The organism is Nocardioides sp. WS12 (assembly GCF_014108865.1).
Lineage (GTDB): Bacteria > Actinomycetota > Actinomycetes > Propionibacteriales > Nocardioidaceae > Nocardioides.
Genome location: NZ_CP053928.1, coordinates 3,581,570 through 3,606,523, shown reverse-complemented (window position 1 = coordinate 3,606,523; position 24,954 = coordinate 3,581,570). Strand labels below are relative to the sequence as shown.

Here is a 24,954-nt window from a genome sequence, read left to right as displayed (position 1 = left end):
GACGAAGGAAATGGCGCTTGTGGAACGTGAACGAATGACCATCTCGGCCGCGTTTGCCGGCACTGGGTCACGCCGTTGAACCTCACGGAACCCGGCGATCTGCTTGAGCAGCTCCGTCACCGTTGGGCAGTTGCTTCCCGGCGACTCGGAAGCACGTCAGCAACGGCGTTCAGCGGCACTCGCGGACCGGGCCCGCACATCCAGCGAGTCTTCGTGATCAACCTCGATCGGAAGGCCGACCGCTGGAGTCGCATTCGGTCCGAACTCGGTCGGGTCAGAGGCGCTGACGGCTCCCCCCTATCTGACCTAACCCGCCGGTTCTCTGCCGTGGATGCCCGGCATCTCGACCTCCCTGCGAACGCTGATGTAGTTGATCCGACGTACACGCTCGCCGAGCAGCTCTTCGTGCAACCAGACGCCAAAGTCAGCACGGACGCCGCGACTCTGGCCCGAGAAGTGACGATGTCGCCTCAGGAAGTGGCTGTTGCTCTCTCGCACATCGGTGTGTGGCGGCGCGTCGCCGAGGGAGACGTCGACTACTCCCTTGTTCTCGAAGACGATGGATTCTTCACACGGAGATTCGGCCGTGACATGTCCGCCGCCTGGGCTGATGTCGTCGCGTCGACGACTGCGGCCAAGGGAGGTCACGAGTCGCAGACGTCTGCAACACCGGAGTCGATGTTTGATCTTCTCTACGTGTCTTACAAGAAGGCGCACAGGACCGGCGTGGTCCACGACGTTGCACGACAGGTCTTCGCGCCCCGCACCGGCTTGTGGCAACTCTCCGGCTACGTACTTTCAAAGTCTGGTGCGAAGCGGCTGCTGGCTAGTCTCCCCGTGCGCGGCCCTGTGGACCTGTGGATCAACCACCAGTTCGATGGCCTGAGAGTTCTCGCCACGCGCGAATCGATTGTTGGCCAACGAGGGGCGGACGCTTCATCGAATAGCTACTCGATTCTTCCGCTCTTGGCGCAGGTCGGCGCCATCGCGCATGAGAAGCCGCTTCTGCCTGCACGCCGCGCATTGCCAGGTCCTGTCTTCGTGGCCGGATCCGCTGGGACGGGCGTCGCGGCGATCGGGGTTGCGCTGTCCATGCTCGGATATCGCGTTCTCACAGACTTGCAGCAACTCCCGGCACAAGAGCGCGGGCGCCTTAGGGGCGATGGTAAAGGCAGGATCTTCAATGCATACGTCAACATTGCCGAGGTCGCACCGGACGTCTGGCCGGCACTCTCAACCCGGATCCCGACTGCCAGGTTCATCACCACCACAGCCTCGAACTTGGGTGAGGTACCCGCATCGGCATCACTCCTGCTGGACCCTGAAGCACCAGACAAATGGGAAGAGTTGACGGCGTTCCTCGGGCAGGAATACCCCGCACACTCGTGGCCGTCAGGAGCCCTGGAATCGGTCCCGCGGGATCTGCCGCGCGGCTTGGATTCGAGTGAATCCGTGGCCGTCACCGGTGCAGATTCTGCGGCCGTACATCGGATGCGCTGGGACAACATGCCTTGGATCGTCCCGCACCGCGACTGGCAAGGAGTGCGCGCAGCGGCAGCCTCGGCCGTCCGGAACGACGACGGCCCCTCCGATCCGACCGCGTCCGCCCTCGTACCTAACTCTGCGGACCACTTCTGGCGAACGCGCGACGACACGTTTCCAGGAAACCTCGCGGTCTTCACGCCCTCGAACGTACGTTGCGTCGACGACCTGCTCGTACTCACGGTCCGCCAGCAGTCGAGTCCCGCGCGCGACTTCTCTGCCGCCGCGATCGCAAGTGAAGCCACCTACAGATATGGCACATTCTCCGCCGAGATTCAGCCCGCGGCAGCACCAGGCATCGTGACCGGGTTCTTCCTGCACCGGAACAATCCGCGTCAAGAGATCGACGTTGAATTCCCAGGTCATCGGCCACGGCACATGCTGGTAAATGTCTTCTACAACCCCGGGCTCCCGGGGGACAAGTTCGAGTACGGCTACCGAGGAACGCCAATGCTGGTCGATCTCGGTTTCGATGCGTCGAAGGACCTGCACCTATATGAGATCGAGTGGCAGCCCGAGATGATTCGCTGGCGCGTGGATGGTCGGATCGTTCATGAGCGAGTCACTTGGGCGCCCACTCCGATCCCGCAGTATCCGATGGAACTGAACATCAATGTGTGGCCGACCCGGTCGCGGGAGCTAGCCGGGAAGATCAGTCGTATTGCCCTCCCCGCCGAGGCGCTGGTTCGCACGATGCGGATCGACGGGCACCAGTGGCTTGGCTCTCCCGAGGAGCGACAGGTGGCTGCACCGTGATTAGGCCGCTCTGGCAGATCTGCCGCCGAGAAACAGTGGGCGCTGTGATCTCGGCCAAAGTGGGCGGATCGCCCTGACGGCAATCTGACTCAACCGGCGGCTGTTACTTGGGACCTACGACCTGTCGCTCAGCTCGTGAAAGCACGATCCTCGGCGTAGTGCAGGTGGGTGATGCCCTCGTCCGGGTCAGCGCTGCGGTCACCGAGTTCGATTGTGATGAGACTGTCACCTTGATAAGCGGGGCTTAGTTCGAGCGCGAGGTACTCGAACAGCTCCCGTTCGTGTACGGCGATGACGACCTGACGGCCCTCTTGCTTTGACAACGTTCGGATGAGGGCCGCGAACTGAGCGACATGCACCTCATCCATGGCCTGCACCGGGTCATCGAACACCAGGCAAGGAACGAGAGGCTCGACGGCGAGATGGAGCGCCAGGAACAGCGACAGGGCTGCGGTGTTGAGGTTTCCGGCGGACAGCATCATCTGGGGCGGGCCACCGGGGTCGCCGTTCGGAAGGTGGGTTTCGAGGGTGACCTCAAGGGCGGTCTTTGTCGCTGACGGAACGCCGAACGCGGGAACGAATTCCTCGCTCGGCGCCAGCCGAGTGAACAGGTCCGCCCACACGTGATTCAGAGAATCCGTGAACACGCTCTGCACGATCGTCGTGCGCGCTTTGGATGCCGCGTCAAACACTTCGCGGGCAACCTTCTGACGACGCTTCGCCTCGTTGACGTACCCGTCCCAGACAGTTCGCCGGTGGACCGTCTCGGCGACCCGAGTGGTTGCCCGGTCGAATGATTCCTTCGCGGCGCCAAGGCGACGTGATGCGTCGGCAACGTTCCGGCGGGCGGTGTCTTCACGTTGCAATTTCTCGATCGCGGCAGCAGACGCGGCCACCAGGCGCGCGCAGGCGGCCGTCGGCGTATCGCTCTCCTTGATTGGGGTGTTGAGCAGATCAGCGAGGCGCGCAAGTTCGGTGCTGATGTATTCGTGCTCGGTGTCGGCAACCTGAAGTGCTTCGAGGGAGCGCGACGCCGCGGACGCGTGAGCCTCCGCTTCCTCGCCCTCCCGCATCGCGGGGCCGAGGTTGTCGAGGCGCACACTTAGCGCCTCCAGCGCCGACTGACGTTCGCTTAACTCCGCCACTCGCTCCGGCGGCAGAAGCCGGCCGTCGAACGCATCGAGTTCCCGCCTCGCCTTGTCGACCTGTTGGTCAATCTGGCTTCGCCGATCGTGCAGGCCAACCAGTTTCGTCCCCTGCTCCGCAAGTCGGGTGATCTTGCTGTCGAGGTGATCTGATAGGTGGCCGGTTGCCACTTCGCCGAAGTCGCGGTCGCAGACTGGACAAATGTCATCGGTGACGACGGAACGGACTGCGGCGAGTCCTTCGACCATCGATGTTGCTTCAGTTTGGGCTTCGGACAGTTCGACTTCGAGCTCGTCCAAGGCCGACTGATGGCTGGTGAGGTAGTCCACAGCTTGCGCGCGTTGCAGGCGCAGCGTGTCCTGCCGAGTGAGCGCGGCAGCGTTCCCCTCAAGCGCTGCCGCCATCCCGTCTGCAAGCGGGCCGTCGGTGCTGATGCCGGCGGCGCGTGCGTCAGCAATCCACGCATCGATAAGGGGCCGCTGGTGCAACTTCCACCCTTGGAAGCGAGCAGAAGCGGCCTCGAGCGCTGTTTGACTGCTGGCACGTCGCTGCGCTGTTGGGCGGTCAGCCACTACCTCAATCCGCCCCCTGAGGGCCGCGAGTTCCCGGTCAACCTCTAAGCCGTGAGGCACCCGAGGCACATCCGCCGGTTCGATTCGACGAGCGCCTTCGAGCAGCGCATTTACATCGGTGTTGACGGCGGCGATGCCCGCGCTGGCGAGGAGGTGAGACGTCTGGGTCGCTGCGTTGTCGAGTTCGACGCGTGCGACGTCCCGTTGCGCGGAAACATCGACTTCCTCGCGAGAAATGCGCTTGGCCTCCTCGTCGGCCTGGGCCAGACGGTCAGCGACCTTCTTCAACTGCGTAAGGTGAGTTGAGGCCTGCAGCCCGCTTCGTAGTGAGTCGAGATCTTCAAGGCCTAGCAGTTCGTTGACGAACCGTGCGAGGAGCGACTCCTGCTTACCTTCCCGGAGCTGATACAACTCCAGGAGCCGACCCAGAGACGACTGGTCGAGATAGCAACGTTCGCTGTAGAAGCGGGCCTCCTCTGGGTCGAGAGCGGGCTGGCCTGTGACCCGGGCACCCGCAATCGTCATCCGCTCCGTTGGTTCCGGACGGACCGACCCTTCGACGCCCGCCTGGACCATCGCGAACGGCTGGCCCTTATAGGGCAGGTGCGCCGTGTACGTCTCGTCTTGTCTCGCCATCGAACTAACACGCCCAGTTAGCGCCATTTCTAGCGCCGACAGCAGGCTCGTCTTCCCCGTGCCGTTGGGCCCGTGGATCAAGACGACGGGCGCGTCGAGCGGGAACTGGCGGAGTCCTTCAATGCAACGGAAGTCCGCAACCGTGAGGCTCCGCAGTGGGCGTTCATTCATCGACGTCAGCCCCATCCCTGACAGCAGCATTTACGTACTTCCGCAGCGCTGTCTCGACGTGGGCCGCACCGCCGGCCGCGGACCGGATCAGCGCTACGTGCTCGTCGGTCAACTGAACGCTGAGAATCTCAAACACTTCGCTGATCGGGTCCCGCCCAGCGACACTCACCGATGGCAGGCTGAGCGGAAGCAGTACTGAGGCCGCGTGTCTGACTTCCTCGATTGTGGGTTCGTTCGTGCCGAGCACGAGGATCCGGGCGTGCCGTTCCAGTTCGGCCTTTTCAGTAGGACCGATGCTCCCGAGAATGAGAACGGTCACTGGCCGCCTTGAGTTCATTACGTCGAGGCTGCGAGCGAGAACCGCGACGAGGCGGAGGAGACGACGTGGGGGCAGTTCTCGGCTCGCGACGATGACGAGGTCCTGGGACTTGTCCGTACCGGAAACGGCGGCTTCGAACTCAAACTGTGTGCCCGCAACCGTCAACGGCTTAGGAAGCCGTTTGTAACCGTTGCTCTCCAACACGCCGAGTACCGTGTCGATGCCGCTCACCCGAACGCTCCTGCCATCTTGAACTCCTCGTACAGATCATCCGCAGAACCAGCGTCGTCGCAGATGCTCTCAATGCTGAATCGAATGGCGCCGACCCGTCCGACACGTCCATAAGAGCCGCGAGGCGATCGCGCTAATCGAGCGACCTGACGGTCGGCGTAGATGACGACGTTGACATCGTCGTCAGGGTCAAAGTCTTCGGCCTTCTCCAGTGCGAGCGCTTGCCGGCTGTCGCGGACGACGAAGACACGCTTTGCATCTGCCGCAGAGCGAACCACGACGGCTCCGCTTGCCGGGTCCGGTTCCACTTCCCATTCAGAGGCGTGATGGCCGCGACTGAGCAACGAGAGTGCCGCCGCGAATCGCCCGAACTGTGCCGCCGGAAAGTCCGGATCCGCCAAAGCCTCTGAAGCTGGCACTGCGGTCACTGGCTCGTAGCCGCGCGGCCCATCGGCCGGCGAGCCATGTCTGAACATCGACATGGTTGCCTTCACGTTCGCGAGAACGAGTTCAAGGAACTGCGTCGGATCTGCAGCCAGAGATCCAACGGTCGTTCTGGCGGCCCGGAGGTCAGTCTTCAGACGACTCCTGTCCGTATTGCTGAGAGCCGCGGCGCCGATGGAATCGACGAGCGCAACCAACTTCTCAGTCAAGGTCCACATCAGGAGGCCCAGTAAGGTCTCCTTGCCGTACGACCCGAGGACCGCCCCGCGCACGATGTCTTCTTCATGGCTGTCGTAGTCGTCGCCGTAGATAAGTTCGAGCGCGAGTTGGTGCCGAGAATGCAGGCCTCGCTCGCTCAGGACCAGCGCTGGAGGTTTGCTGGGCCAGTGCCGGGCGAGGTCGCGCGCCGACGCCGCAAACATGGAATGCATGTTCGCGTCCTGAACCGAGAGCCCGACCACGAGCGTATTACGGCCCGAAAGTAGGGATTCAAGTTGGTTTCGCATGTACCGATTCGCAGGGTCCTCTGACCAAGCCGAAATCTGCTGCTCTCGTGCGATCAGCAGGTCCCGGTACTGGCCTTCATTTTCCACGGCCCGGATTGCACACCCGTGGAACTTGATGAGGACGCTACGGGTTGCGGCTCCCCGAAAGTCGTCGCTCTTCACGACCACGCGGAGCAAGCGGTCCGCATCCGGTGTGAGGTCTTTGACGGCTTTCTCGATCAATCCATCCCAATTGGAGGTTGCAGCTCCGTCGACCACGCCCTCGAGCATCAGAACGCCAATGCAGTAGTGCTCCACGTCGGGGGCGATATCGGGGTTGCCATAAGTGCCTGGGACGTTAAGTCCGGTCCAGGTGAGGAAGTCGCGGGGTTCGCCAGGGACGCGAACGTTGAGTACTTCGGAGTACTTGCCAACGAGCGAGCGCACAACATCGCCGCGGCCAGTCCACTCATTTACGGGCGCGTCGTAGTTGATTGCTGCTCGCGCCTCGTTTGAGAGAGAGGTCAGGTCGAGCACTCTTTCAAGAGCAAGGTTGAAACGGCATGAGGGGTTGCTGCGGTCTGCGTTGTTTCGAAGGAGTTCGACAACGTCCTCGACGAGAGCGTCAACGGGAGGCATCCGCTCCCGTGAGATGCCTGAGCCAAGCCACAGCACGTATTCACCATTGGCGAATCCGTCCGCGAATTCAGTGAATCGATTCTCGAACGCGGCCAGGACCTCGGACACCGTGTTCAGCGGAGTCACCGTCATAGTGCCGGAGCCGTTGCAGCGGCTGCGGGGAACGCAGGGGGGTGGTCCACCCGCACATGCTCCCACGTGCGAGTCGTCCGTCTGCGTGGAATCGCATCCTCATGGGGAGGCGAGCGAGTTTGGTCGCCAGAGGAGGCACAGCGCCTGGCCAGTCCTTGTTTCCCTGAGCGCCGTCTCATTCGGCATTCTCCGCCGCAAGCGGGCGGTCCATAGGGTGTCTCCCCATGTCGTCGTGGACGGACTGGGGCGCCCAAGGTGGGCGAACTGGGGCGCCCAAAGTGGGCGAACTGACGCACGTCCTCCACTCAGTTTGAGTTGCCCGTACAGGCCTCACCGAGCCGCCGTCGTACCCCTCTGGAATGCTGACCCTCCGGTCAGAACGCCAGGGGAGGCACGACAGCAGTGAGCGAGATCGCGGGGGAGTTGGCGCGGGTCAAGGGTGCGTTCGCGCAGCCGACCCTGACGTTGCTCCACCAGCGGCAGGCGCCGGTGGTGATCACGATCTTCCGGGCGGCGTTCGGGCGGAACAACAAGCCGATCCCGACGGCCCGACTGCACAGCCAGGTCGAGGAGCACCTCGCCGCGATTCGTGCTGCGGGGGAGAGCGACGTACCGGCGGGCAGTGGGCGGGACATCTGTCAGCGGTGGATGCGCGGGCAGTGGCTGGTGCGATCGCTCGACGAGGTCGGCAACGAGGTCTACACGCTGACCTCGCACGCGCAACAGGCGCTCGAGCTGGTGAAGTCCATGACCCGCGACCGGGCGACGCTCAGTGAGCACCGGATCGCGACCATCCTCGGCACGGTGCGGCGGTTCAACTCCGAGGCGAACCCTGACCGTGGCGCTCGGGTCACCCTGCTCAACGAGGAGATCGCGCGGCTCAAGGCCGAGCGGGACCGGTTGGTCGACGGGGCAGAGATGGTCAGCGCCACCGAGGACTACATGCTCGAGGGGTACACCGAACTCCTCTCCCTGATCTCCGCACTGCCCAGTGACTTCGCCCGGGTCGAGGAGCGGTTCGCGACCATCCGCGGCGAGATCCTGGCCGCATTCCGGGCTGAGGACCGGCCAGCCGGTCAGGTCATCGACGACTACCTCGCCCGCGCCGACGCGCTGATGACCGCCACCCACGAAGGGCGGGCGTTCGAAGGGGCGTTCGCGCTGCTGCGCGACGACGCGCTCGTCACGCAGCTCCGCGAGGACCTCACCGCGCTGCTCGACCACCCGCTGTCCGACGGGATCCTGGGCGACGCCGACCGTGCCGAGCTGCGGGGAACCGTCCGGCTCGTGCGGGACGGACTGGACCGGGTGCTCGCCCAGCGGTCGCGGGTGACGGCGACGTTGCGGGAGTACATCGTGTCCCACGATGCCGCGCGCGATCGCGAGCTCGAGCAGACGCTGCGGCAGGTCGAGTCCGAGCTGATGGGCTGGATGGCGACCACTGGGCCGCGCGCCACCCACGACGTCTCCTTGTTGCCGTTGCGGACCAACCTGGATCACCTCCGCGAGCGGTTCTACGACCCGGCGGACGACGTACTGCCGGAGCGGCTTGGTGTTGCGGAGTCTGACGACGGACCCTCGTTGTCCCTCGCTGAGCTGATGGCGCAGGGTGGGCCGCAGCTTTCGGTTCTGCGGCAGCGGTTGTCGGATGCGCTGGGTGCGTTGTTGCCTGCTGGCTCGTTGGGTGAACTGTTCGACGGGCTCGAGCCGTCGCTGCGCCGGCCCGTGGAGATCTTCGGCCTGCTGCACCTGGCCGCCGACCATGCGTGGGAGACCGAGGACGTGGCGGAGGAGTTCGCCGCCGTACGACCGGATGGGTCGAAGCGGACGTTCTCGGTGCCGCGGATGGCGATTCCTGACCCTGACCTGACTGAGAGTGAGTCGCGCCGATGACCGAGTTGGATGTAGAGCCCGGGGGTTTCGAGGCTCGGCCGCGGGCGGCCTCGCACCTCAACCACCGGGACGAGGACGGGGGGCGTCTCGATACGTCCTCGCCTGGCGGCTCGGACTACTCGACGAACTTGGCTGACGCTGGCGGCTCGGACTTCTCGACGAGTTTGGCGGACGATGGTGAGGCCGGGGGTTTCGAGGCTCGTCGCTTGCGCTCCTCGCACCTCAACCACCGGGACGAAGGCGAGTTCGAGGACGACTCGGTCTCGTTGTTCGAGGGGGATGAGGGTGGGCTGGAGTACGGGCAGCGGCACGCGCTCGTGACGCTCCTCAAGCAGCGCTTCATCAGCGCGCGCACCCACCCGCGTGACTGGCAGGTGCTGGTCGAGAACGAGCGCGTCCTGCGGTCGCGGCTCAACGACCTCTTCCTCGACCTCGCCATCGACCGCGGCCGGGAGGTGGCGTGGAAGCGCCAGGCGATCTCCGAGACTGCCAGCCGCTTCCCGACCCTGTTGTACGACGCCGCGTGGACCCGCGAGGAGACGCTGGTGCTCGTGCACCTGCGCGACCGGTTGCGGGCCGGGGTCGCGAGTGGGGACGTGCGGGTGTTCATCGACCGCGAGGACATCGTCGACTACATCGCGACGTTCCGCCCGATGCACGCCACCGACGAGGCCGGGGACGAGAAGCGGGCGCGCAATGCGGTTGCTTCGGTCGTGAAGTCCGGGCTGCTCATCGGTGCGGTCGGGGATGACCGGTACGAGATCAGTGAGGCCGTGGAGCCGTTGATGCCGCTGGAGCTGCTGGCCGAGCTGCTGGAGGCGTTGCAGAAGGCGAACGGAACCGAGGTCGTGGCTGAAGAGGATGCGGACCTTTTCGAGGAGGGTCTCGGGCGTCTCGATACGTCCTCGCCTGGCGGCTCGGACTACTCGACGAACTTGGCTGACGGCTCGACGAACTTGGAGGGCCAGTGAGCATCGATCAGGAGCGTCTCGATACGTCCTCGCCTGGCGGCTCGGACTACTCGACGAACTTGCCGGAAGACGGGTTGTTTCTTGAGGACGTCGTGGCGACGCCGGCGGACGACACGGTGCAGTGGCGGGCGTCGTTGTTGCAGTTGGTCAACTGGGGTGGGTTCGGGGGACTGACCGTCGTCCCGCTGCGCGGCGACACGACCATGATCTCCGGCGCCTCGGGCGTCGGGAAGAGCACGATCCTCGACGCCTACACGGCGCTGATGATGCCGTCGGACACCAAGTTCAACGGTGCCTCCAACGACGCCGTCGCCGGGCGGGCGCGGAGCGTCGGGCAGCGGAACCTGCTGTCGTACCTGCGCGGTGCCGTCGATGTGATCGACAACCCGAAGACCGGGCGACCCGAGGAGCAGTTGCTGCGGGGCAAGGGCACCGACACCTGGGGTGCCGTCGCGATGACGTTCGTCAACGACCAGGGCGGCCGGTTCACGGCGCTGCGGACCTACTACGTCCCGCGCCGCGCCACCCGTTCCGGTGAGGTGCAGATGCAGCTCACCACCCACGAGGGGGCGCTCGCGCTCGACGCGCTCGAGGTCGCCGTACCCGAGCGTTTCCACGCGAACACCCTCAAGAAGCTCTTCCCCGGCATCCGCGTGCACCGGACCTATGCGGAGTACTCCGCCGTCCTGCACGCGCGGCTCGGCATCGGTGCGAACGGGGACGGCGCGAAGGCGCTGCGGCTGCTCGCGCGGATCCAGGCCGGCAACCAGGTGCGCAGCGTCGACGAGCTCTACAAGGACATGGTGCTGGAGCGGCCGGCGACGTACGCCGCTGCTGACCGGGCCATCGAGCACTTCGACGACCTCGACGCGGCGTACGTCGCAATGCGCACCGAGGAGCAGAAGCTCGAGCTGCTCGAGCCGATCACCGACCTGCACGAGCGTCGGGTCGTGGCGACCCGGAGGCGCGCAGAGCTCGATTCGTACGGCGTCACGCTCGCCGGTGACACGCCCCTGCGGCTCTGGTTGCTGCGCACCCACCGGCGCCTCCTCGAGGCCGAGGTCGGCAGCAACCGGGCGGCCCGCAGCGCGACCACCGGGAGCCTGACCACCGCGCGGGCGCTGGAGTCCACGCTGGCCAGCGACCTGGAGGCCGCCAAGGAGGCGCACCGGGCGGCCGGCGGGGGAGACCTGCAGGCGCTTGCCGCGCAGATCGACCACGAACGCGTCATCCGCGAGGAACGCGGCAACCGCCTCGCCGAGCTCGAGGAGCGGGTCTACCCGCTCGTCGGGCTCACCGACGCCGACGCCCCCGACCTCGAGGTCGCCCTCGACTCCGCCTCGGCGTTCGCCGAGCTCCAGGTGCAGGCGCGCAAGCGGCTCGCCCACGGCGACGAGCAGCAGGCCGCTCTCCGCGCCGAGCGCGACAAGGTGCGCGACGGGTTGGTGCCGCTGAAGAACGACCAGGGCAGCCTGCGCCGCGAGCGGGACTCGCTGGAGTCCCGCGCCGGTCGGGTGCCGGCGCACCTCCACGAGCTGCGTGCCGAGGTCGCTGCGGCCAGCGGGCTCAGCGTCGAGGAGCTCCCGTTCGTCGCTGAGTTGATCGACGTCGCGCCCGAAGAGGCGCGGTGGCGGACCGCCATCGAGACCGTCCTCGGCGGTACGGCCCGGATGATGCTGGTGCCGCTCGACCGGCTCAAGGACTTCTCGTCCGCGATCGACGGGGTTCGCCTGCGCGGTCGGCTGACGTTCCAGGGCGTCGAGCTCGACCTCCCCGAGACCGGGCCGTCCGACCCCGAGCGGATCGCCGGCAAGCTGCTCTTCAAGGACTCGCCGTTCGCCGGCTGGGTGCAGCAGCACGTCGAGGAATCCGCCCGCAACGCCCTGTGCGTCGAGACCGCCGACGGCCTCGACGGCGGCGGCTTCCGGGTGACCGCGTCCGGTCAGACCCGTAATGGCCTGCGCGGTACGCACGGGCGCAACGACCAGCGCAGCATCATCGGCTTCTCCAACGGCGACGCCATCGCCGAGATCGACGCCCAGCTGGCCGCGAGCGAGCGGAAGCTCGAGGAGCTCGACGTCCGGATCGCCGAGCTGGACCGGCGGGCGAGCCTGCTGGAGTTCCAGCGCAAGGCGTACGACGCCATCGCGATGGTGCGCTTCGACGACGTCGACGTGACGGGCAGTGACCGGCGGATCGCCGAGCTCGAGCAGCGCCGCTCCGACATCCTCACCTCCGACGACCAGCTGCAGGTGCTGCAGGCGCAGATCGACGACCTGGTCGTCCGCCTCGAGTCGACCCGGCAGCAGCGGTTCGGGCTGGAGCAGGCGCAGAAGGACCTGAACTCCGCGCACGGCGAGCTCGTCGAGTCCGAGGACATGGTCAATGACCGGCTCCAGGCGATGGAGTCTGGTGGTGCGGTTGAGTTGACCGACGAGCAGGCAGCCGCACTGGCGGCCGACTTCGCGGCTGCTGCGGCACCCGCGGACCCGGAGGACCTCGACCGGTTCAGCGACAACGCGCACCGACTCGGTGAACGCCTGCGGGGCGCCGTCGGCGAGGTCGAGGCCGAGATCCGCCGGTGCGAGGAAGACCTCGCCCTGATCTTCAAGCACTACAAGTTCCAGTGGGACTCGCCGAACCTCGGCGGCACCGCCGACTCCTACCCGGACTACGCGCGGATCCTCGACGAGATCCGCGGCAAGGGCCTCGCCGACCGGCGCTCCGAGTGGCGACGCCGGCTCACCGAATGGAGTGGCCAGGACCTCGTGCCTCTCGTTGGCGCGATGGCCGCCTCGATCGAGGAGATCGAGGACCGGCTCGAGCCGATCAACGCGATCCTGCGGCGCCTCGAGTTCGGTGGCCTGTCGAGTGACCGGCTGCGGATCCGGTTGCGGCGACTTTCGCCGGCGCATGTCCAGGTCTTCATGAAGGACCTCCGTGCGCTGTCCTCCGGCGTCACCACCGAGCTCGCCGAGGCCGACCTGGAGAAGCGGTTCACGCTGCTGAGCGGGTTCATGAACCAGCTGCGCAAGCCCGCCCAGGCAGGCGAAGCCGGCCCGGTCACGAGTGACCGCGATCGGCTCCTCGACGTGCGGCGCCACGTGGAGATCAGCGCCGAACGCTATGACCACCTGACCGGCGAGCTCCGGGCGACGTACCGAACGCTGGGGGAGAAGTCCGGCGGCGAGAGCCAGGAGCTGGTCGCCTTCATCGTCGGCTCGGCGCTGCGGTTCCGGCTCGGCGACGAGATGCGGCACCGCCCGCGGTTCGCGCCGGTCTTCCTCGACGAAGGCTTCGTGAAGGCCGACTCCGAGTTCGCCGGGCGTGCCGTGCAGGCCTGGAAGGGCCTCGGGTTCCAGCTGATCATCGGCGTCCCGCTCGACAAGGTCACCGGCCTCGAGCCGCACATGGACGACCTGCTCGCGATCACCAAGAACTCCGCGACCCACCAGTCGTGGATCACGCCGATCACCGATGCGCCCGACGACAGCGGCGACACCGGCGATGAGTGAGGCCACGGCCGTCTTCACCCGCGAGGGGGAGACGTGGCTGCCCAGCGTCCTGTCCCGCGGCCCGTGGGACGAACGCGCCCAGCACGGCGGCGCCGCCGGCGGCTTGCTGGCGCACCTCGCCGAGTCCGCAGTCGACGAGCCCGGTTGGCAGCTCTCGCGGCTGACCATCGAGCTGATCAAGCCCGTGCCGGTCGCGCCGCTGACCACGAGGACCGAGGTCCATCCCGCCCGCTCCACGACCCGCGTCACGATCGAACTGCTCGCCGGCGACGTACTCGTGGCGCGGGCGCATGCCCTGCTCATCCGGGGACAGGCGTTCGACCTTCCGGACGTCCCGGGCTGGGAGCCGGCGCAACTCCTGCCCGGCCCCGACGACTGCACCCAGCGCCTGCTCATCCCGGGCATGCCCCGCGGCATCTCCTTCTACGAGACCGCCATGGAGATTCTGGTCGCGCAGGGTGACACCACGCAGCCCGGGCCGGCCGCCGCCTGGTTCCGGCCGTCGGTGCCGCTGATCGAAGGCGAGGCGACCTCGGCCGCCATGCGCGCCGTCGCCGCAGCCGACTTCGGCAACGGGCTCAGCTGGGTGCTCCCGCCCGACAAGTACCTCTTCTCCAACGCCGACCTCAACGTGCACCTGCACCGCGCACCCGTGGGCGAGTGGATCGGCCTGTCGTCGGCGACGCAGCCCGACGGCAGCGGCGTCGGTACGACCCTGACCCGCCTGTACGACGCCCACGGCCCCATCGGCGTCGCGATCCAGACGCTGGTGATGCGCGAACGCCGCGACCCCTCGTAACGAAGGGATCCCGGGAGCGACCGCCAGCCGCTATCTTCGGCAGATGACGACGCTGGCGGACATGGGCGGCCGCGCCGAGTTCTACGGCCCGGTCGCGCACGAGCCCGGGGAGCCGGCCTTCCACGCCGACTGGGAGCGCCGCGCCTTCGGCTGCACGGTCTTCGTCAGCGGGGTCCTCAACCCCACCGGACCGGACCTTGACTCGGCCCGCTGGGCGATGGAGCAGATCTCCCGCGAGGACTACCTGGCGCCGTACTACTGGCGTTGGCTGCGGGGGCTCGAGCTGCAACTGGAACAGCTGGGCTGGCTCAGGTCGGGCGAGGTGCAGGCCCGCATCGACGGCGAACCGTCCCTGCCCGGACGCCGGGTGCGGAAGTTCCAGACGGCCATGGCAGGCACCGCCCTGAAGCTGGTCGCCCACCCGACTCTCCCGCGCTTCATGGCCGCACAGGTGATGCCGCGCCTCATCGGCGGCCGTCGTACGACGATCCGTCGGCCTCGCTTCAAGGTCGGGGACGCCGTCCGGGTGCGCTCGGTGCGCATCGAGACCCACACGCGCCAACCCGGCTACGTCACCGGGAAGCCCGGCACGATCGTCGCCGCCAGCGGGGCCGCACGGTTCTCGGATGCGCGGGCGGTGGGCCGCCGGAGCCGACCCCAGCACGTCTACACGGTGGCGTTCGACGGCCGTGACCTGTGGGGCGAGGCTGCGGAGCCCGACACCGAGGTCCGCATCGAACTGTTCGAGTCCTACCTGGAGGCACGATGACCGCCGACGACGCGCGCGCGATCCGGGTCGAGGCGGTCGAGTCGTTGCTCGTGGAGAAGGGGCTGGTGGACCCCGCGGTCGTCGACAGGATCGTCGAGCACTACGAGACGAACGTCGGCCCGCTCAATGGCGCGAAGGTCGTCGCCCGCGCCTGGACCGACCCCGCCTTCCGGGAGCGACTGTTCGCCAACGGCACCAAGGCGATCGCCGAGCTCGGCTTCGGTGGTCCCGAGGGCGCGATGATCGTCGCGGTCGAGAACACCCCCGAGGTCCACAATGTCGTCGTGTGCACGCTCTGCTCGTGTTACCCGTGGCCGGTCCTGGGGCTCCCGCCGACTTGGTACAAATCGGATGCCTACCGGTCGCGGATGGTCGCCGAGCCACGCAAGCTCCTCGGCGAGATGGGCCTCGAGGTGCCGGCGACCAAGAAGGTCCGGGTGTGGGACAGCTCGGCCGAAGCGCGCTACCTCGTGATCCCGGAACGCCCGCCCGGCACCGAGGCTCTGGGCGCCGAGGAGCTGGCTGCGCTGGTCAGCCGGGACTCCATGATCGGCGTCGCGGTCGCGAAGGTGCCTGCCTCATGACGGGACAGGCTGAGCAGGCGACGATCGACGTCGATCTCGAAGGACCCGTCTCCCCGCCGCGCGACAACGGCGCCATCGTGTTCGATGCGCCGTGGGAACGCCGCGCGTTCGGCATCGTGCTGGCGCTGTGCCAGGACGGACGGTTCGCGTGGGAGGACTTCCGGCAGCAGCTGATCGCGCAGATCGCCGCCGACGAGGACCGGCCCTACTGGGAGAGCTGGGCGGCCGCGCTCGAAGCCGTCCTCAGCGCTGGTGCAGCGCTCAGCACCGTCGAGGTCGAGGAGCGGGCGGATGCCTTCCTCGCCCGACCGCACGGCCATGACCATCGCGACGACGAGCACGGCCACGGTCACGGCCACTGAGGCGGGTCAGTTACCGCCGGCCGGCAGCTCTTCGAGCATCACCGTCGGGTTGTCCCGCGCGGTGACCTGCGCCCGCCAGCGGTCGACGAACAGCGCCAGGTAGGAGCCGTCGCTGCGCTGCAGCACCTCGACGCCACGGATCCCCGAGAGCGCGGAAGCGCCGTCAGCGTCGGTCAGGCGCGCGACCTGGTAGTCGAGCCGCGAGAAACGGATCGGCGAGTTGAACTCGTTGAGCATCCGGTCCTCGACCACCTCGAACTGCATGGGCCCGACGGCTGCCAACACCGGCGACTGGTCGCCACGCAGGTCGGAGCGCAGCACCTGCACCACGCCCTCCTGGTCCAGCTGCTCGATGCCCTTGCGGAACTGCTTGTAGCGGCTGATGTCGCCCGCGGTGGCGGTCATGAAGTGCTCCGGCGCGAACGAGGGCACCGGCGGATACTCGATCGCGTCGCCGACGTACACGGTGTCGCCCACCCGCAGCGCCTGGGCGTTGACGAAGCCGATGATGTCGCCGGGCTCAGCGGTCTCGACCGAGGTGGTGTCGCGGCCGAACACGGCCTGCGCGAACTTCGTCGCGAACGGGCGGCCGCTGGCGGCGTGGGTGACGATCATGCCGCGCTCGAAGGAGCCGGACACGATGCGCGCGTAGGCCAGTCGGTCGCGGTGGGCGTTGTTCATGCCGGACTGCACCTTGAACACGAACGCGCTGAAGTCGTCGTCGACCTGGCGTACCGAGCCGTCGACACCCGGGGTCTCGTGGGGCTCGGGGGCGAGGTCCAGCAGCAGGTCCAGCAGTTGCGCGACGCCGAAGTTCTGCAGCGCCGAGGCGAACATGACGGGCGTCGTCTCGCCGGCGAGGAAGCGCTCCTGGTCGTGGTCCGCGTCGTCGAGCGAGAGCAGTTCGTGCTCCTCGACGGCGTGCGCCCACACCTGGGCGTCGTTCTCCTCGACCTCGTCAGCGCCCATCCGCTTCTCGGGTGCGCGGGTCGCGCCACCGGCGGTGCGGGTGTACTTCACGAACTCGCCCGTACGACGGTCCAGCACGCCCCGGAAGTCACCGGCCTCGCCGACCGGCCAGGTCAGGGGAGTGGGACGGAGCTTGATCTTCTCCTGGATCAGGTCCATCAGTTCGAGCGCGTGGAGGCCGGGCCGGTCCCACTTGTTGATGACCGTGATCACCGGGATGCCGCGCAGCGCGCACACCTTGAACAGCTTGAGTGTCTGCGGCTCCAGGCCCTTACCGGCGTCGACGAGCATCACGGCCGAGTCGACCGCCGAGAGCACCCGGTAGGTGTCCTCGGAGAAGTCGCTGTGGCCGGGGGTGTCGACCAGGTTGATGACGTGGTCGCGGTAGACGAACTGCAGCGCGGCTGAGGTGATCGAGATACCTCGGGCCTTCTCCATCGCCATCCAGTCCGACACCGTGGCACGGCGGTCACCCTTGCCGTGGACCGCTCCGGCCTCGGTGATCACCCGCGCGTGGAGCGCCAGCGCTTCGGTCAGCGTGGACTTGCCGGCGTCGGGGTGGCTGATGACGGCAAAGGTACGGCGGGGACGAGTGTCGGACACTGGCCGAAATCTACCGGTTCGCCGGGCGGTCCCGAGAATGCCGGCGTCTCGATACGCCGCTCCTTCGTCGCGGCTACTCGACGACCTTGGACTCGCCGGGGTCTAGCCACGTGACCCGGTCAGCCAAGGGTGACTGTCCCAGGACTGCCTCCGCTGCGCTGCGGCCCTGCTGGAAGTGTGACCAGCCTTCGTAGTGCACGGGTACGACGTGTGCCGGGTCGACGAGCTCGATCAGCTCTGCGCCCTCGCGGGCGTCCATCGTGTAGCGGAACCAGCCCGAGAGGTAGCGGAAGCGGACCGACCCCAGGTGGAGCAGGATCGTGCCGATCTTCAACCGGGAGGGGACTTCGCGCAGGGCCGAGTAGAGCACGGTGTCGCCCGTGACCCAGAGCTCGCCGTGCTCCTGACCTGCCCAGGCGAGGGAGAAGCCGATCACCGGCCCCGTGATGGGTTCGCTGCCGACCGGTCCGTGCCGACACGGCGTGGCGGTGACCGTGATGCTCTCCTTGCCCGGTGCCTCCAGCAACGTGGTCTCCCATGCCGCGAGCCCGACGCAGTTCCCGCCCAACTTCGCTGCGGCCTTCTTCGTCGTGACCGTCGTGCCCCAGGTCGGGAGCAGCGCCTGCGCCGACGGGTCGAGGTTGTCGCCGTGGTGGTGATGGCTGACGAGGACGGCATCGATCGGGCCGAGGTCCGCCGCGGCGATCGACGGACCCACGAGCTTGCGCGACGTCGTACCCCAGCCGAAGAAGTAGCGCTTGCCGGGCGGATCGAACGTCGGGTCGGTCAGGATCCGCCAGCCGCCGACCTCGATGAGGGTCGTCGGACCGCCGATGTGGGTGATCTTGGTGGGAGCCATGACCAGAATCTAGGGGCGGGCAGCCCAGAAATGCCCGGATATCGTGGTGGCATCTGACTACAGGGGGCGGCGATGGCTGCGATCACGATCCGAAATTTGTCCGACGAGACCTACCGGGCGTTGAAGGCTCGGGCAGCAGCCCACGGGCGCAGCGTCGAAGCCGAGGTACGCCAGATCCTCGACGCCGCGGTGGCTGAACAGACCGACCTCGGCATCGGGGGACGCATGGTGCAGATCGCCGCCGCCGTGGGCGGGTTCGACCTGGGGGTCGAGCGAGACGGGACAGCTTCCCGGCCGGTCGGCCTCGGCTGACACCTAGCAAGCCGATTTCTTTGCGGCATGCCGCAGTTGGAGGGTCAGTCCTTGGCTCGCCCGGACGACGCAGCGGCGGGCGAGATGCTGACGCCCGTGGTGGCCCGTGCGTAGCTGGCCAACTGCTGCTCGGCGCGGGCCAGGGTCATCGATGAGTTGTTCGCCAGCAGGTGCAGGCCGAGGGCGTCCTCGAGGGCCACGAAGTTGCGGGCGATGACGTCGGAGGAGTCGGTCAGCTCGAACTCACCCAGCGCCGCCCCGACGTCGAGGACGGCGGCGTAGAGCGAGACCTCGCGGTCGAAGAGCAGGGTCATCAAGGTGGCGTGCATCGGGCTGCGGCTCGCGCTCACCGACATCTCGTCCAGCACCTGGCTGAGCAGGAGGTCATCCCCACGGGGGAGTCCGGAGTGCATGAGGCGTGCGAGTTTCGCGGTGGGGGAGAGTTCGCCCTCGATGTCGCGCTGCCGGGACCAGTAGTAGCGATCGGTCGCTGCCTGGTGGGTGGCCTCGATCAGGTCGTCCAGTTCGGGGTAGTAGTAGGCGATCAGCCGAGGGGAGATGCCCGCTTCCTCGGCGATGTTCTTCATCGACGCCTCGGCCAGTCCGTGCGTGGCGATCGTCTTCAGGGTTGCCGAAATCAGGTGCTCGCGTCGAGCGGTCTGGTCCTTGCGTCGCGCCATGGCCTCACGGTAGCGCCCTGCTCCCCAAATTCGGGTCAGGCATTGACAGCAAGTGTGGGCTGGGTCATATTTGCGGTGAAGCGCAAAGAAAGGATCACTCGTGCGTTCACATCAGGACTGGGTCCAGGAGGCGGCGAAGGCCACCCTCCACACCCGCCCGTTCATCGGCGGCCGTTTCGTGGAGGCCGGGCAGGCCACCTTCGAGAACCGCAACCCGGCCACGGGCGAACTCCTCAGCGAGGTCGCCGACACCGGCGCCGCGGGAGTCGACGCCGCCGTACGAGCCGCCCGGTCGACGTACGACTCCGGCGTCTGGAGCCGCGCCGGGATGCGCTTCCGCCGGGAGCGGATGCTGCGCTTCGCCGACCTGCTCGCGGACCACGCAGCAGAGCTGGCGGTGCTCGACTCGCTCGACATGGGCAAGCGCGTCGCCGATGCCCACGACCTCGACCTGCCGTTCTCGGTCGACCTGTTCCGCTATTACGCCGAAGCGATCGACAAGATCAACGACGAGGTCGCGCCGACGCCGCCCGGAACGCTCGGACTGATCCGCCGCGTCCCGCTCGGCGTCGTGGCCGCGGTCATCCCGTGGAACTACCCGGTCGACATGCTGGCGTGGAAGGTCGCGCCGGCGATGGCGGTCGGCAACAGCGTGGTCCTCAAGCCCGCCGAGCAGTCGCCGTCCTCGGCCCTGCGGATCGCGGAGCTCGCCGTCGAAGCCGGTATCCCCGAAGGCGTCCTCAACGTCATCCCCGGACTCGGCGAGACCACCGGCAAGGCGCTCGGGCTGCACCCGGACGTCGACGTCCTGGCCTTCACCGGCTCGACCGAGGTCGGTCGCTACTTCCTGCAGTACGCCGGCCAGTCGAATCTCAAGCAGGTGTGGCTCGAGTGCGGCGGCAAGAGTCCGCACCTCGTCTTCGCCGACGCCGTCGACCTCGCCGAGACCGCGAAGCACACCGCAGCCGGTATCTGGTTCAACCAGGGCGCCGTGTGCTCGGCGCACTCCCGGGTGCTGGTCGAGCGGTCCGTGCACGAGGAGTTCGTCTCGCTCGTCGCGGCCGAGGCGGCGTCGTACGCACCGGGCGACCCGCTCGACCCCGCAGCCGGTATGGGCGCGATCGTCTCGCCCGAGCAGACGGACGCGATCATGCGCTTCGTCGACGAGGCCCGCGACTCAAGCGCGCGCCTGGTCACCGGTGGCGAGCGGATCACCCGCGACGGCAGCGACAGCTACGTGCAGCCCACCGTCTTCGACGACGTCGACCCGACCTCCACCCTCGCCCGCGAGGAGGTGTTCGGTCCGGTCCTCGCGATCACGCCGTTCGACACCGAGGCCGAGGCACTGGCCCTGGCGAACGACTCGGCGTACGGCCTCGCGGCATCTGTCGCGACCGGAAGCCTCGGGCGCGCCCACCGCCTCTCCGAGCAGATCCACGCCGGCACGGTCACCGTCAACGGCGTCGACGCGTTCAGCGCCTGGACCCCGTTCGGTGGCTTCAAGGGATCCGGATTCGGCCGCGACCTCTCCCTGCACGCGCTGGACAAGTACGTCGGTCTGAAGACCGTCTGGATCAACCACTGAGCTTCGTCCCGACCCATCGAGAACCAAGGACCACCATGACGCAGAACAACCGACCGACCGAGTTGGCGGCCGAGCAGCATGCCCTGCTGCACAAGACCCTGGGCCGCTTCGACATCGTCTTCCTGATGATCGCGGCCGTCGTGGGTCTCGAGACCCTCGGCCAGGTTTCCCTGTACGGCGCGGAGGCGTTCACCTGGGCGCTCGTCCTCGCCGTCTTCTTCCTCGTGCCCTACGGCCTGATCTTCGCCGAGACCGGCGCGGCCTTCAGCGAGGAGGGCGGCGCCTACACGTGGGTGCGGGACGCGTTCGGTCGACCGGCCGCCGCTGTCGCGGCGATCCTGACCTGGATTACCCAGCCCGTGTGGGTCGGTGGCTCGATGGCGTTCCTCGCCGCCGAGACGATCAGCTCCTACATCACGCCGCTCGAGCACGGCTCGTTCGCTGACTACGTCTTCAAGATCGTCTTCATCTGGATCACCGTCCTCGCCGCGATCGTCAGCCTGCGCAAGGGCAAGTGGCTGCCGACGAGCGGTGCGCTGCTCAAGATCAGCCTGCTCGTGTTCTTCGTCTTCACCACCGCGATCTACGCCGCGAAGAACGGCGTGGTCGGCATCAGCCCCGGCGACTTCAGCCCCTCGTTGCTCGGCCTCTTCGGCTCCGTGCCGATCCTGCTGTTCGCCTACCTCGGCTTCGAGTCCTCCAACAGTGCCGCCGGCGAGATGGAGAACCCCGCCCGCGACGTACCGATCTCGATCTTCCGCTCCTGCGCGACCGCTGCGGCCTGCTACCTGCTGCCGATCTTCGCGATCCTGCTCGTCGTACCGACCGAGGACATCACCGGCATCGGTGGTCTCCTCGACGCCGTCGGCACCGTCTACTCCGTGTACGGCGGCGCGGCGGATGCGCTGCTCAAGCTCACCGCGATCGTGTTCGTCTACATCCTGATGAGCCAGGGCGCCGCGTGGATGATCATCTCCGACCGGATGCAGGCCATGACCGCCGCTGACGGCTCGTTCTTCGGCGGATTCTTCGGCCGGTTCCACCCCGGCCTCGGTACGCCGGTCCGCGTGAACCTGCTCTCGGGCGTCGTGTCCACGACCTTCATGCTCGTCGCGATGCAGGTGACCGGTTCGGGTGCCTCAGTGTTCGGTGTCGTCCTCACCATCTCGATCTCGACCTTCCTGCTCAGCTACCTCCTGGTCATCCCCGCCGCCATCCGGCTCCGCACCCTCTACCCCGACCGGGTGCGCCCGTTCCGGGTGCCCGTCTCCGACCGGACCTTCGCGGTGCTCGGCTGGTCGGCGTTCGCCTGGGTGCTGCTCGGTTCCTGGGTCGCGGTCTTCCCCGGCACCCTCGAGCGGCTCTTCGGCGAGGACTACCCGTTCAAGGACATCTGGGGCGTCAGCCAGACGACCTTCGAGGTCTTCACCCTCGGCACGCTCGGTTGCCTGATGGCCCTGTGCGCCGTCGGCTACGTCCGCGGTGCCCGCGTCCGCAACGTCAAGATCGAGGAGTCCACCCATGTCTGAGCAGCCCACCGTGGCCGCGCCGTACGACGTCCTGTTCGAGCCCGTCAAGATCGGGCCGCTCACGACGAAGAACCGCTTCTACCAGGTGCCCCACTGCAACGGCATGGGCTACCGCGACCCGAGCGCCCAGGCCGCGATGCGCAAGATCAAGGCCGAAGGCGGCTGGTCGGTCGTCTGCACCGAGCAGGTCGAGATCCACGCGACGTCCGACATCGCGCCGTTCATCGAGCTGCGGATCTGGGACGACCAGGACCTGCCCGCGCTCAAGCGGATCGCCGACGCGATCCACGAGGGCGGCGGTCTGGCCGGCATCGAACTCGCCCACAACGGCATGAACGCACCGAACCAGATCAGCCGCGAGACGCCGCTCGGGCCCGGCCACCTGCCGGTCGCCCCCGACACCATCGCGCCGATCCAGGCACGGGCGATGTCGAAGCAGGACATCGACGACCTGCGTCGGTGGCACCGCAACGCCGTACGCCGTTCGATCGAGGCCGGCTACGACATCGTCTACGTGTACGGCGCGCACGGGTACAGCGGCGTCCACCACTTCCTCTCGAAGCGCTACAACCAGCGCACCGACGAGTACGGCGGCTCCCTCGAGAACCGGATGCGCCTGCTGCGCGAACTCCTCGAGGACACCATCGACGAGTGCGCCGGCCGTGACGTCGCGGTCGCGTGCCGAATCACGGTGGAGGAGGAGATCGACGGCGGCATCACCCGCGAGGACATCGAGGGCGTGCTCCGCGAACTCGGCGAACTCCCCGACCTGTGGGACTTCGCGATGGGCAGCTGGGAGGGCGACTCCGTCACGTCCCGCTTCGGGCCCGAGGGTCAGCAGGAGGAGTACGTCGCCGGGCTGAAGAAGCTCACCACCAAGCCGGTGGTCGGAGTCGGTCGCTTCACCTCGCCCGACGCGATGGTGCGCCAGATCAAGGCCGGCATCCTCGATTTGATCGGTGCGGCACGCCCCTCGATCGCCGACCCGTTCCTGCCGAACAAGATCCGTGACGGCCGCCAGAACCTGATCCGCGAGTGCATTGGCTGCAACATCTGCGTGTCGGGCGACCTCACCATGTCGCCCATCCGCTGCACCCAGAACCCGAGCATGGGGGAGGAGTGGCGGCGCGGCTGGCACCCCGAGAACATCCGGCCGAAGTCGAGCGACTCTCGAGTGCTCGTCGTCGGCGCCGGTCCCTCCGGGCTGGAAGCGGCTCGTGCGTTGGGGGTGCGCGGGTACGACGTCGCGCTGATCGAGGCGCGCCGCTCACTGGGCGGACGGGTCGCTCAGGAATCCCTGCTGCCGGGGCTCTCCGCCTGGAATCGGGTCACGGAGTACCGCGAAGCCGCTCTCGCCGAGCTCCCCAACGTGGAGATCTTCCGCGAGAGCCCGATGACCGCCGACGACGTAGTGGAATCAGGGTTCGGCCACGTGCTGGTGGCGACGGGCTCGACCTGGCGCACCGACGGTGTCGCGCGCTTCCACACCACCCCGCTGCCGATCGCCGAGGGAGCGCAGGTGCTCGGCCCCGACGACCTGTTCGCCGGACACCTGCCCACCGGGAAGAAGGTCGTGGTCTACGACGACGACCACTACTACCTGGGCGGCCTGGTGGCAGAGCTGCTGGCCTCGAAGGGGTACGACGTCTCGCTGGTGACCACTGCGTCGCAGGTGTCCGCGTGGACCAACAACACCTTCGAGGTCAACCGGATCCAGCGACGCCTCATCGAGAAGGGCGTTGCCCGGATCACGGATCACGCTGTGGTGCGCGTCGGTGTGGGTGGCGTCGAGGTCAAGGACGTCTACGCCGGTCAGATTCGCGAGATCGAGTGCGACGCCGTCGTGATGGTGACCGCCCGGTTGCCGCGCGAGGAGCTCTACCTCGACCTGGTGGGCCGCCGCGACGCCGGCGAACTGCTGTCCGTGCGCGGCATCGGCGACGCCTGGGCCCCGGGGACGATTGCTGCCGCGGTCTGGTCCGGACGACGCGCGGCGGAGGAGTTCGACGTCGTACTGCCGTCCAACGACGTGGTGCCCTTCCGTCGTGAGGTGACCCAGCTGGCGTGAGGCGCACTCTGCTGGCTGCACGCCGCACCCCCGGGACTCGATGAGTCCCGGGGGTGCGGTGTTTTTGGATCCCGGTGGTTGAGGTGCGAGGAGCGCCAGCGACGAGCGCTCCCCGGTGGTTGAGGTGTGAGGAGCGCTAGCGACGAGCCTCGAAACCTCCGGGCCTACCTACGCGAGGTGGGTCCGGGGGTTTCGAGGCTCGCTGGCGCTCGCACCTCAACCACCGGACGAGGTGGGTCCGGGGGTTTCGAGGCTCGCTGGCGCTCGCACCTCAATCACCGGACGAGGTGGGTCCGGGGGTTTCGAGGCTCGCTGGCGCTCGCACCTCAACCACCGGACGGCCTGCGCTCGCACCTCAACCACCGGACGGCCTGCGCTCGCAC

The 24,954-nt window shown here is 67.4% G+C and carries 18 protein-coding genes; 12 read left to right on the top strand and 6 right to left on the bottom strand.

What is annotated here, in order from left to right:
• The first annotated feature begins 213 nt into the window (after positions 1-213).
• Positions 214-2,298, top strand: coding sequence for a family 16 glycosylhydrolase (locus HRC28_RS17535; RefSeq protein WP_182376732.1), 2,085 nt, complete (start codon positions 214-216; stop codon positions 2,296-2,298).
• Positions 2,299-2,426: 128 nt separating this feature from the next.
• On the opposite strand, the gene HRC28_RS17530 is transcribed toward HRC28_RS17535, so the two are convergent.
• From HRC28_RS17530 to HRC28_RS17520, 3 genes are read right to left on the bottom strand one after another with little or no spacing between them, the layout of a single operon-like run.
• Positions 2,427-4,853: an AAA family ATPase gene (locus tag HRC28_RS17530; protein WP_182376731.1), complete on the bottom strand. Its 2,427-nt coding sequence runs from the start codon at positions 4,851-4,853 to the stop codon at positions 2,427-2,429.
• A complete protein-coding gene (locus HRC28_RS17525; protein ID WP_182376730.1) occupies positions 4,816-5,373 on the bottom strand; it encodes a hypothetical protein in 558 nt (185 codons plus the stop codon). Before HRC28_RS17525 ends, HRC28_RS17530 begins: the two co-directional genes overlap by 38 nt.
• Entirely contained in the window at positions 5,370-7,049 is a 1,680-nt protein-coding gene (locus tag HRC28_RS17520) for an SIR2 family protein (protein ID WP_182376729.1), read from the bottom strand. Before HRC28_RS17520 ends, HRC28_RS17525 begins: the two co-directional genes overlap by 4 nt.
• A gap of 426 nt (positions 7,050-7,475) precedes the next feature.
• On the opposite strand from HRC28_RS17520, the gene HRC28_RS17515 reads away from it, so the two are divergent.
• The 7 genes from HRC28_RS17515 (at position 7,476) to HRC28_RS17485 (ending at position 15,966) form a co-directional block, all read left to right on the top strand.
• The gene (locus HRC28_RS17515) at positions 7,476-8,966 is read left to right on the top strand and encodes a DUF3375 domain-containing protein (RefSeq protein ID WP_182376728.1); all 1,491 of its coding nucleotides are present in this window, start codon (positions 7,476-7,478) and stop codon (positions 8,964-8,966) included.
• Between the two features lie 206 nt (positions 8,967-9,172).
• Positions 9,173-9,937, top strand: a complete 765-nt coding sequence (locus HRC28_RS17510) for a DUF4194 domain-containing protein (protein ID WP_237111545.1) — start codon at positions 9,173-9,175, stop codon at positions 9,935-9,937.
• A complete protein-coding gene (locus tag HRC28_RS17505) occupies positions 9,934-13,452 on the top strand; it encodes an SbcC/MukB-like Walker B domain-containing protein (protein WP_237111544.1) in 3,519 nt (1,172 codons plus the stop codon). Before HRC28_RS17510 ends, HRC28_RS17505 begins: the two co-directional genes overlap by 4 nt.
• Positions 13,445-14,251: a thioesterase family protein gene (locus tag HRC28_RS17500; RefSeq protein ID WP_182376726.1), complete on the top strand. Its 807-nt coding sequence runs from the start codon at positions 13,445-13,447 to the stop codon at positions 14,249-14,251. Before HRC28_RS17505 ends, HRC28_RS17500 begins: the two co-directional genes overlap by 8 nt.
• A 43-nt stretch (positions 14,252-14,294) precedes the next feature.
• Positions 14,295-15,020, top strand: coding sequence for a nitrile hydratase subunit beta (gene nthB, locus HRC28_RS17495; RefSeq protein WP_182376725.1), 726 nt, complete (start codon positions 14,295-14,297; stop codon positions 15,018-15,020).
• A complete protein-coding gene (gene nthA, locus HRC28_RS17490) occupies positions 15,017-15,604 on the top strand; it encodes a nitrile hydratase subunit alpha (protein WP_182376724.1) in 588 nt (195 codons plus the stop codon). The genes nthB and nthA overlap by 4 nt, the downstream gene beginning before the upstream one ends.
• On the top strand, positions 15,601-15,966 hold the full coding sequence (locus HRC28_RS17485; RefSeq protein WP_182376723.1) for a nitrile hydratase accessory protein: 366 nt from the start codon (positions 15,601-15,603) through the stop codon (positions 15,964-15,966). The genes nthA and HRC28_RS17485 overlap by 4 nt, the downstream gene beginning before the upstream one ends.
• 6 nt (positions 15,967-15,972) lie before the next feature.
• Here the strand turns inward: HRC28_RS17485 and HRC28_RS17480 are convergent, their stop codons facing one another.
• The gene (locus HRC28_RS17480) at positions 15,973-17,538 is read right to left on the bottom strand and encodes a peptide chain release factor 3 (protein ID WP_182376722.1); all 1,566 of its coding nucleotides are present in this window, start codon (positions 17,536-17,538) and stop codon (positions 15,973-15,975) included.
• Between the two features lie 73 nt (positions 17,539-17,611).
• Entirely contained in the window at positions 17,612-18,397 is a 786-nt protein-coding gene (locus tag HRC28_RS17475) for an MBL fold metallo-hydrolase (protein WP_182376721.1), read from the bottom strand.
• A 96-nt stretch (positions 18,398-18,493) separates the two neighbouring features.
• On the opposite strand from HRC28_RS17475, the gene HRC28_RS25660 reads away from it, so the two are divergent.
• A complete protein-coding gene (locus HRC28_RS25660) occupies positions 18,494-18,709 on the top strand; it encodes a hypothetical protein (protein ID WP_202033100.1) in 216 nt (71 codons plus the stop codon).
• 44 nt (positions 18,710-18,753) lie between these two features.
• Here HRC28_RS25660 and HRC28_RS17465 read toward each other — a convergent pair whose 3' ends face one another.
• Complete coding sequence (locus HRC28_RS17465) at positions 18,754-19,389, bottom strand: TetR/AcrR family transcriptional regulator (protein WP_182376719.1); 636 nt, start codon at positions 19,387-19,389, stop codon at positions 18,754-18,756.
• Between the two features lie 100 nt (positions 19,390-19,489).
• Here HRC28_RS17465 and HRC28_RS17460 point away from each other — a divergent pair, with 100 nt between their 5' ends.
• The 3 genes from HRC28_RS17460 to HRC28_RS17450 are packed head-to-tail and all read left to right on the top strand — an operon-like array spanning position 19,490 to position 24,571.
• Positions 19,490-20,974 (top strand): aldehyde dehydrogenase, encoded by a 1,485-nt coding sequence (locus HRC28_RS17460; RefSeq protein ID WP_182376718.1) that lies wholly within the window; start codon positions 19,490-19,492, stop codon positions 20,972-20,974.
• A gap of 35 nt (positions 20,975-21,009) precedes the next feature.
• On the top strand, positions 21,010-22,503 hold the full coding sequence (locus HRC28_RS17455) for an APC family permease (RefSeq protein WP_182376717.1): 1,494 nt from the start codon (positions 21,010-21,012) through the stop codon (positions 22,501-22,503).
• Entirely contained in the window at positions 22,496-24,571 is a 2,076-nt protein-coding gene (locus tag HRC28_RS17450) for an FAD-dependent oxidoreductase (RefSeq protein ID WP_182376716.1), read from the top strand. Before HRC28_RS17455 ends, HRC28_RS17450 begins: the two co-directional genes overlap by 8 nt.
• Positions 24,572-24,954 lie beyond the last annotated feature (383 nt).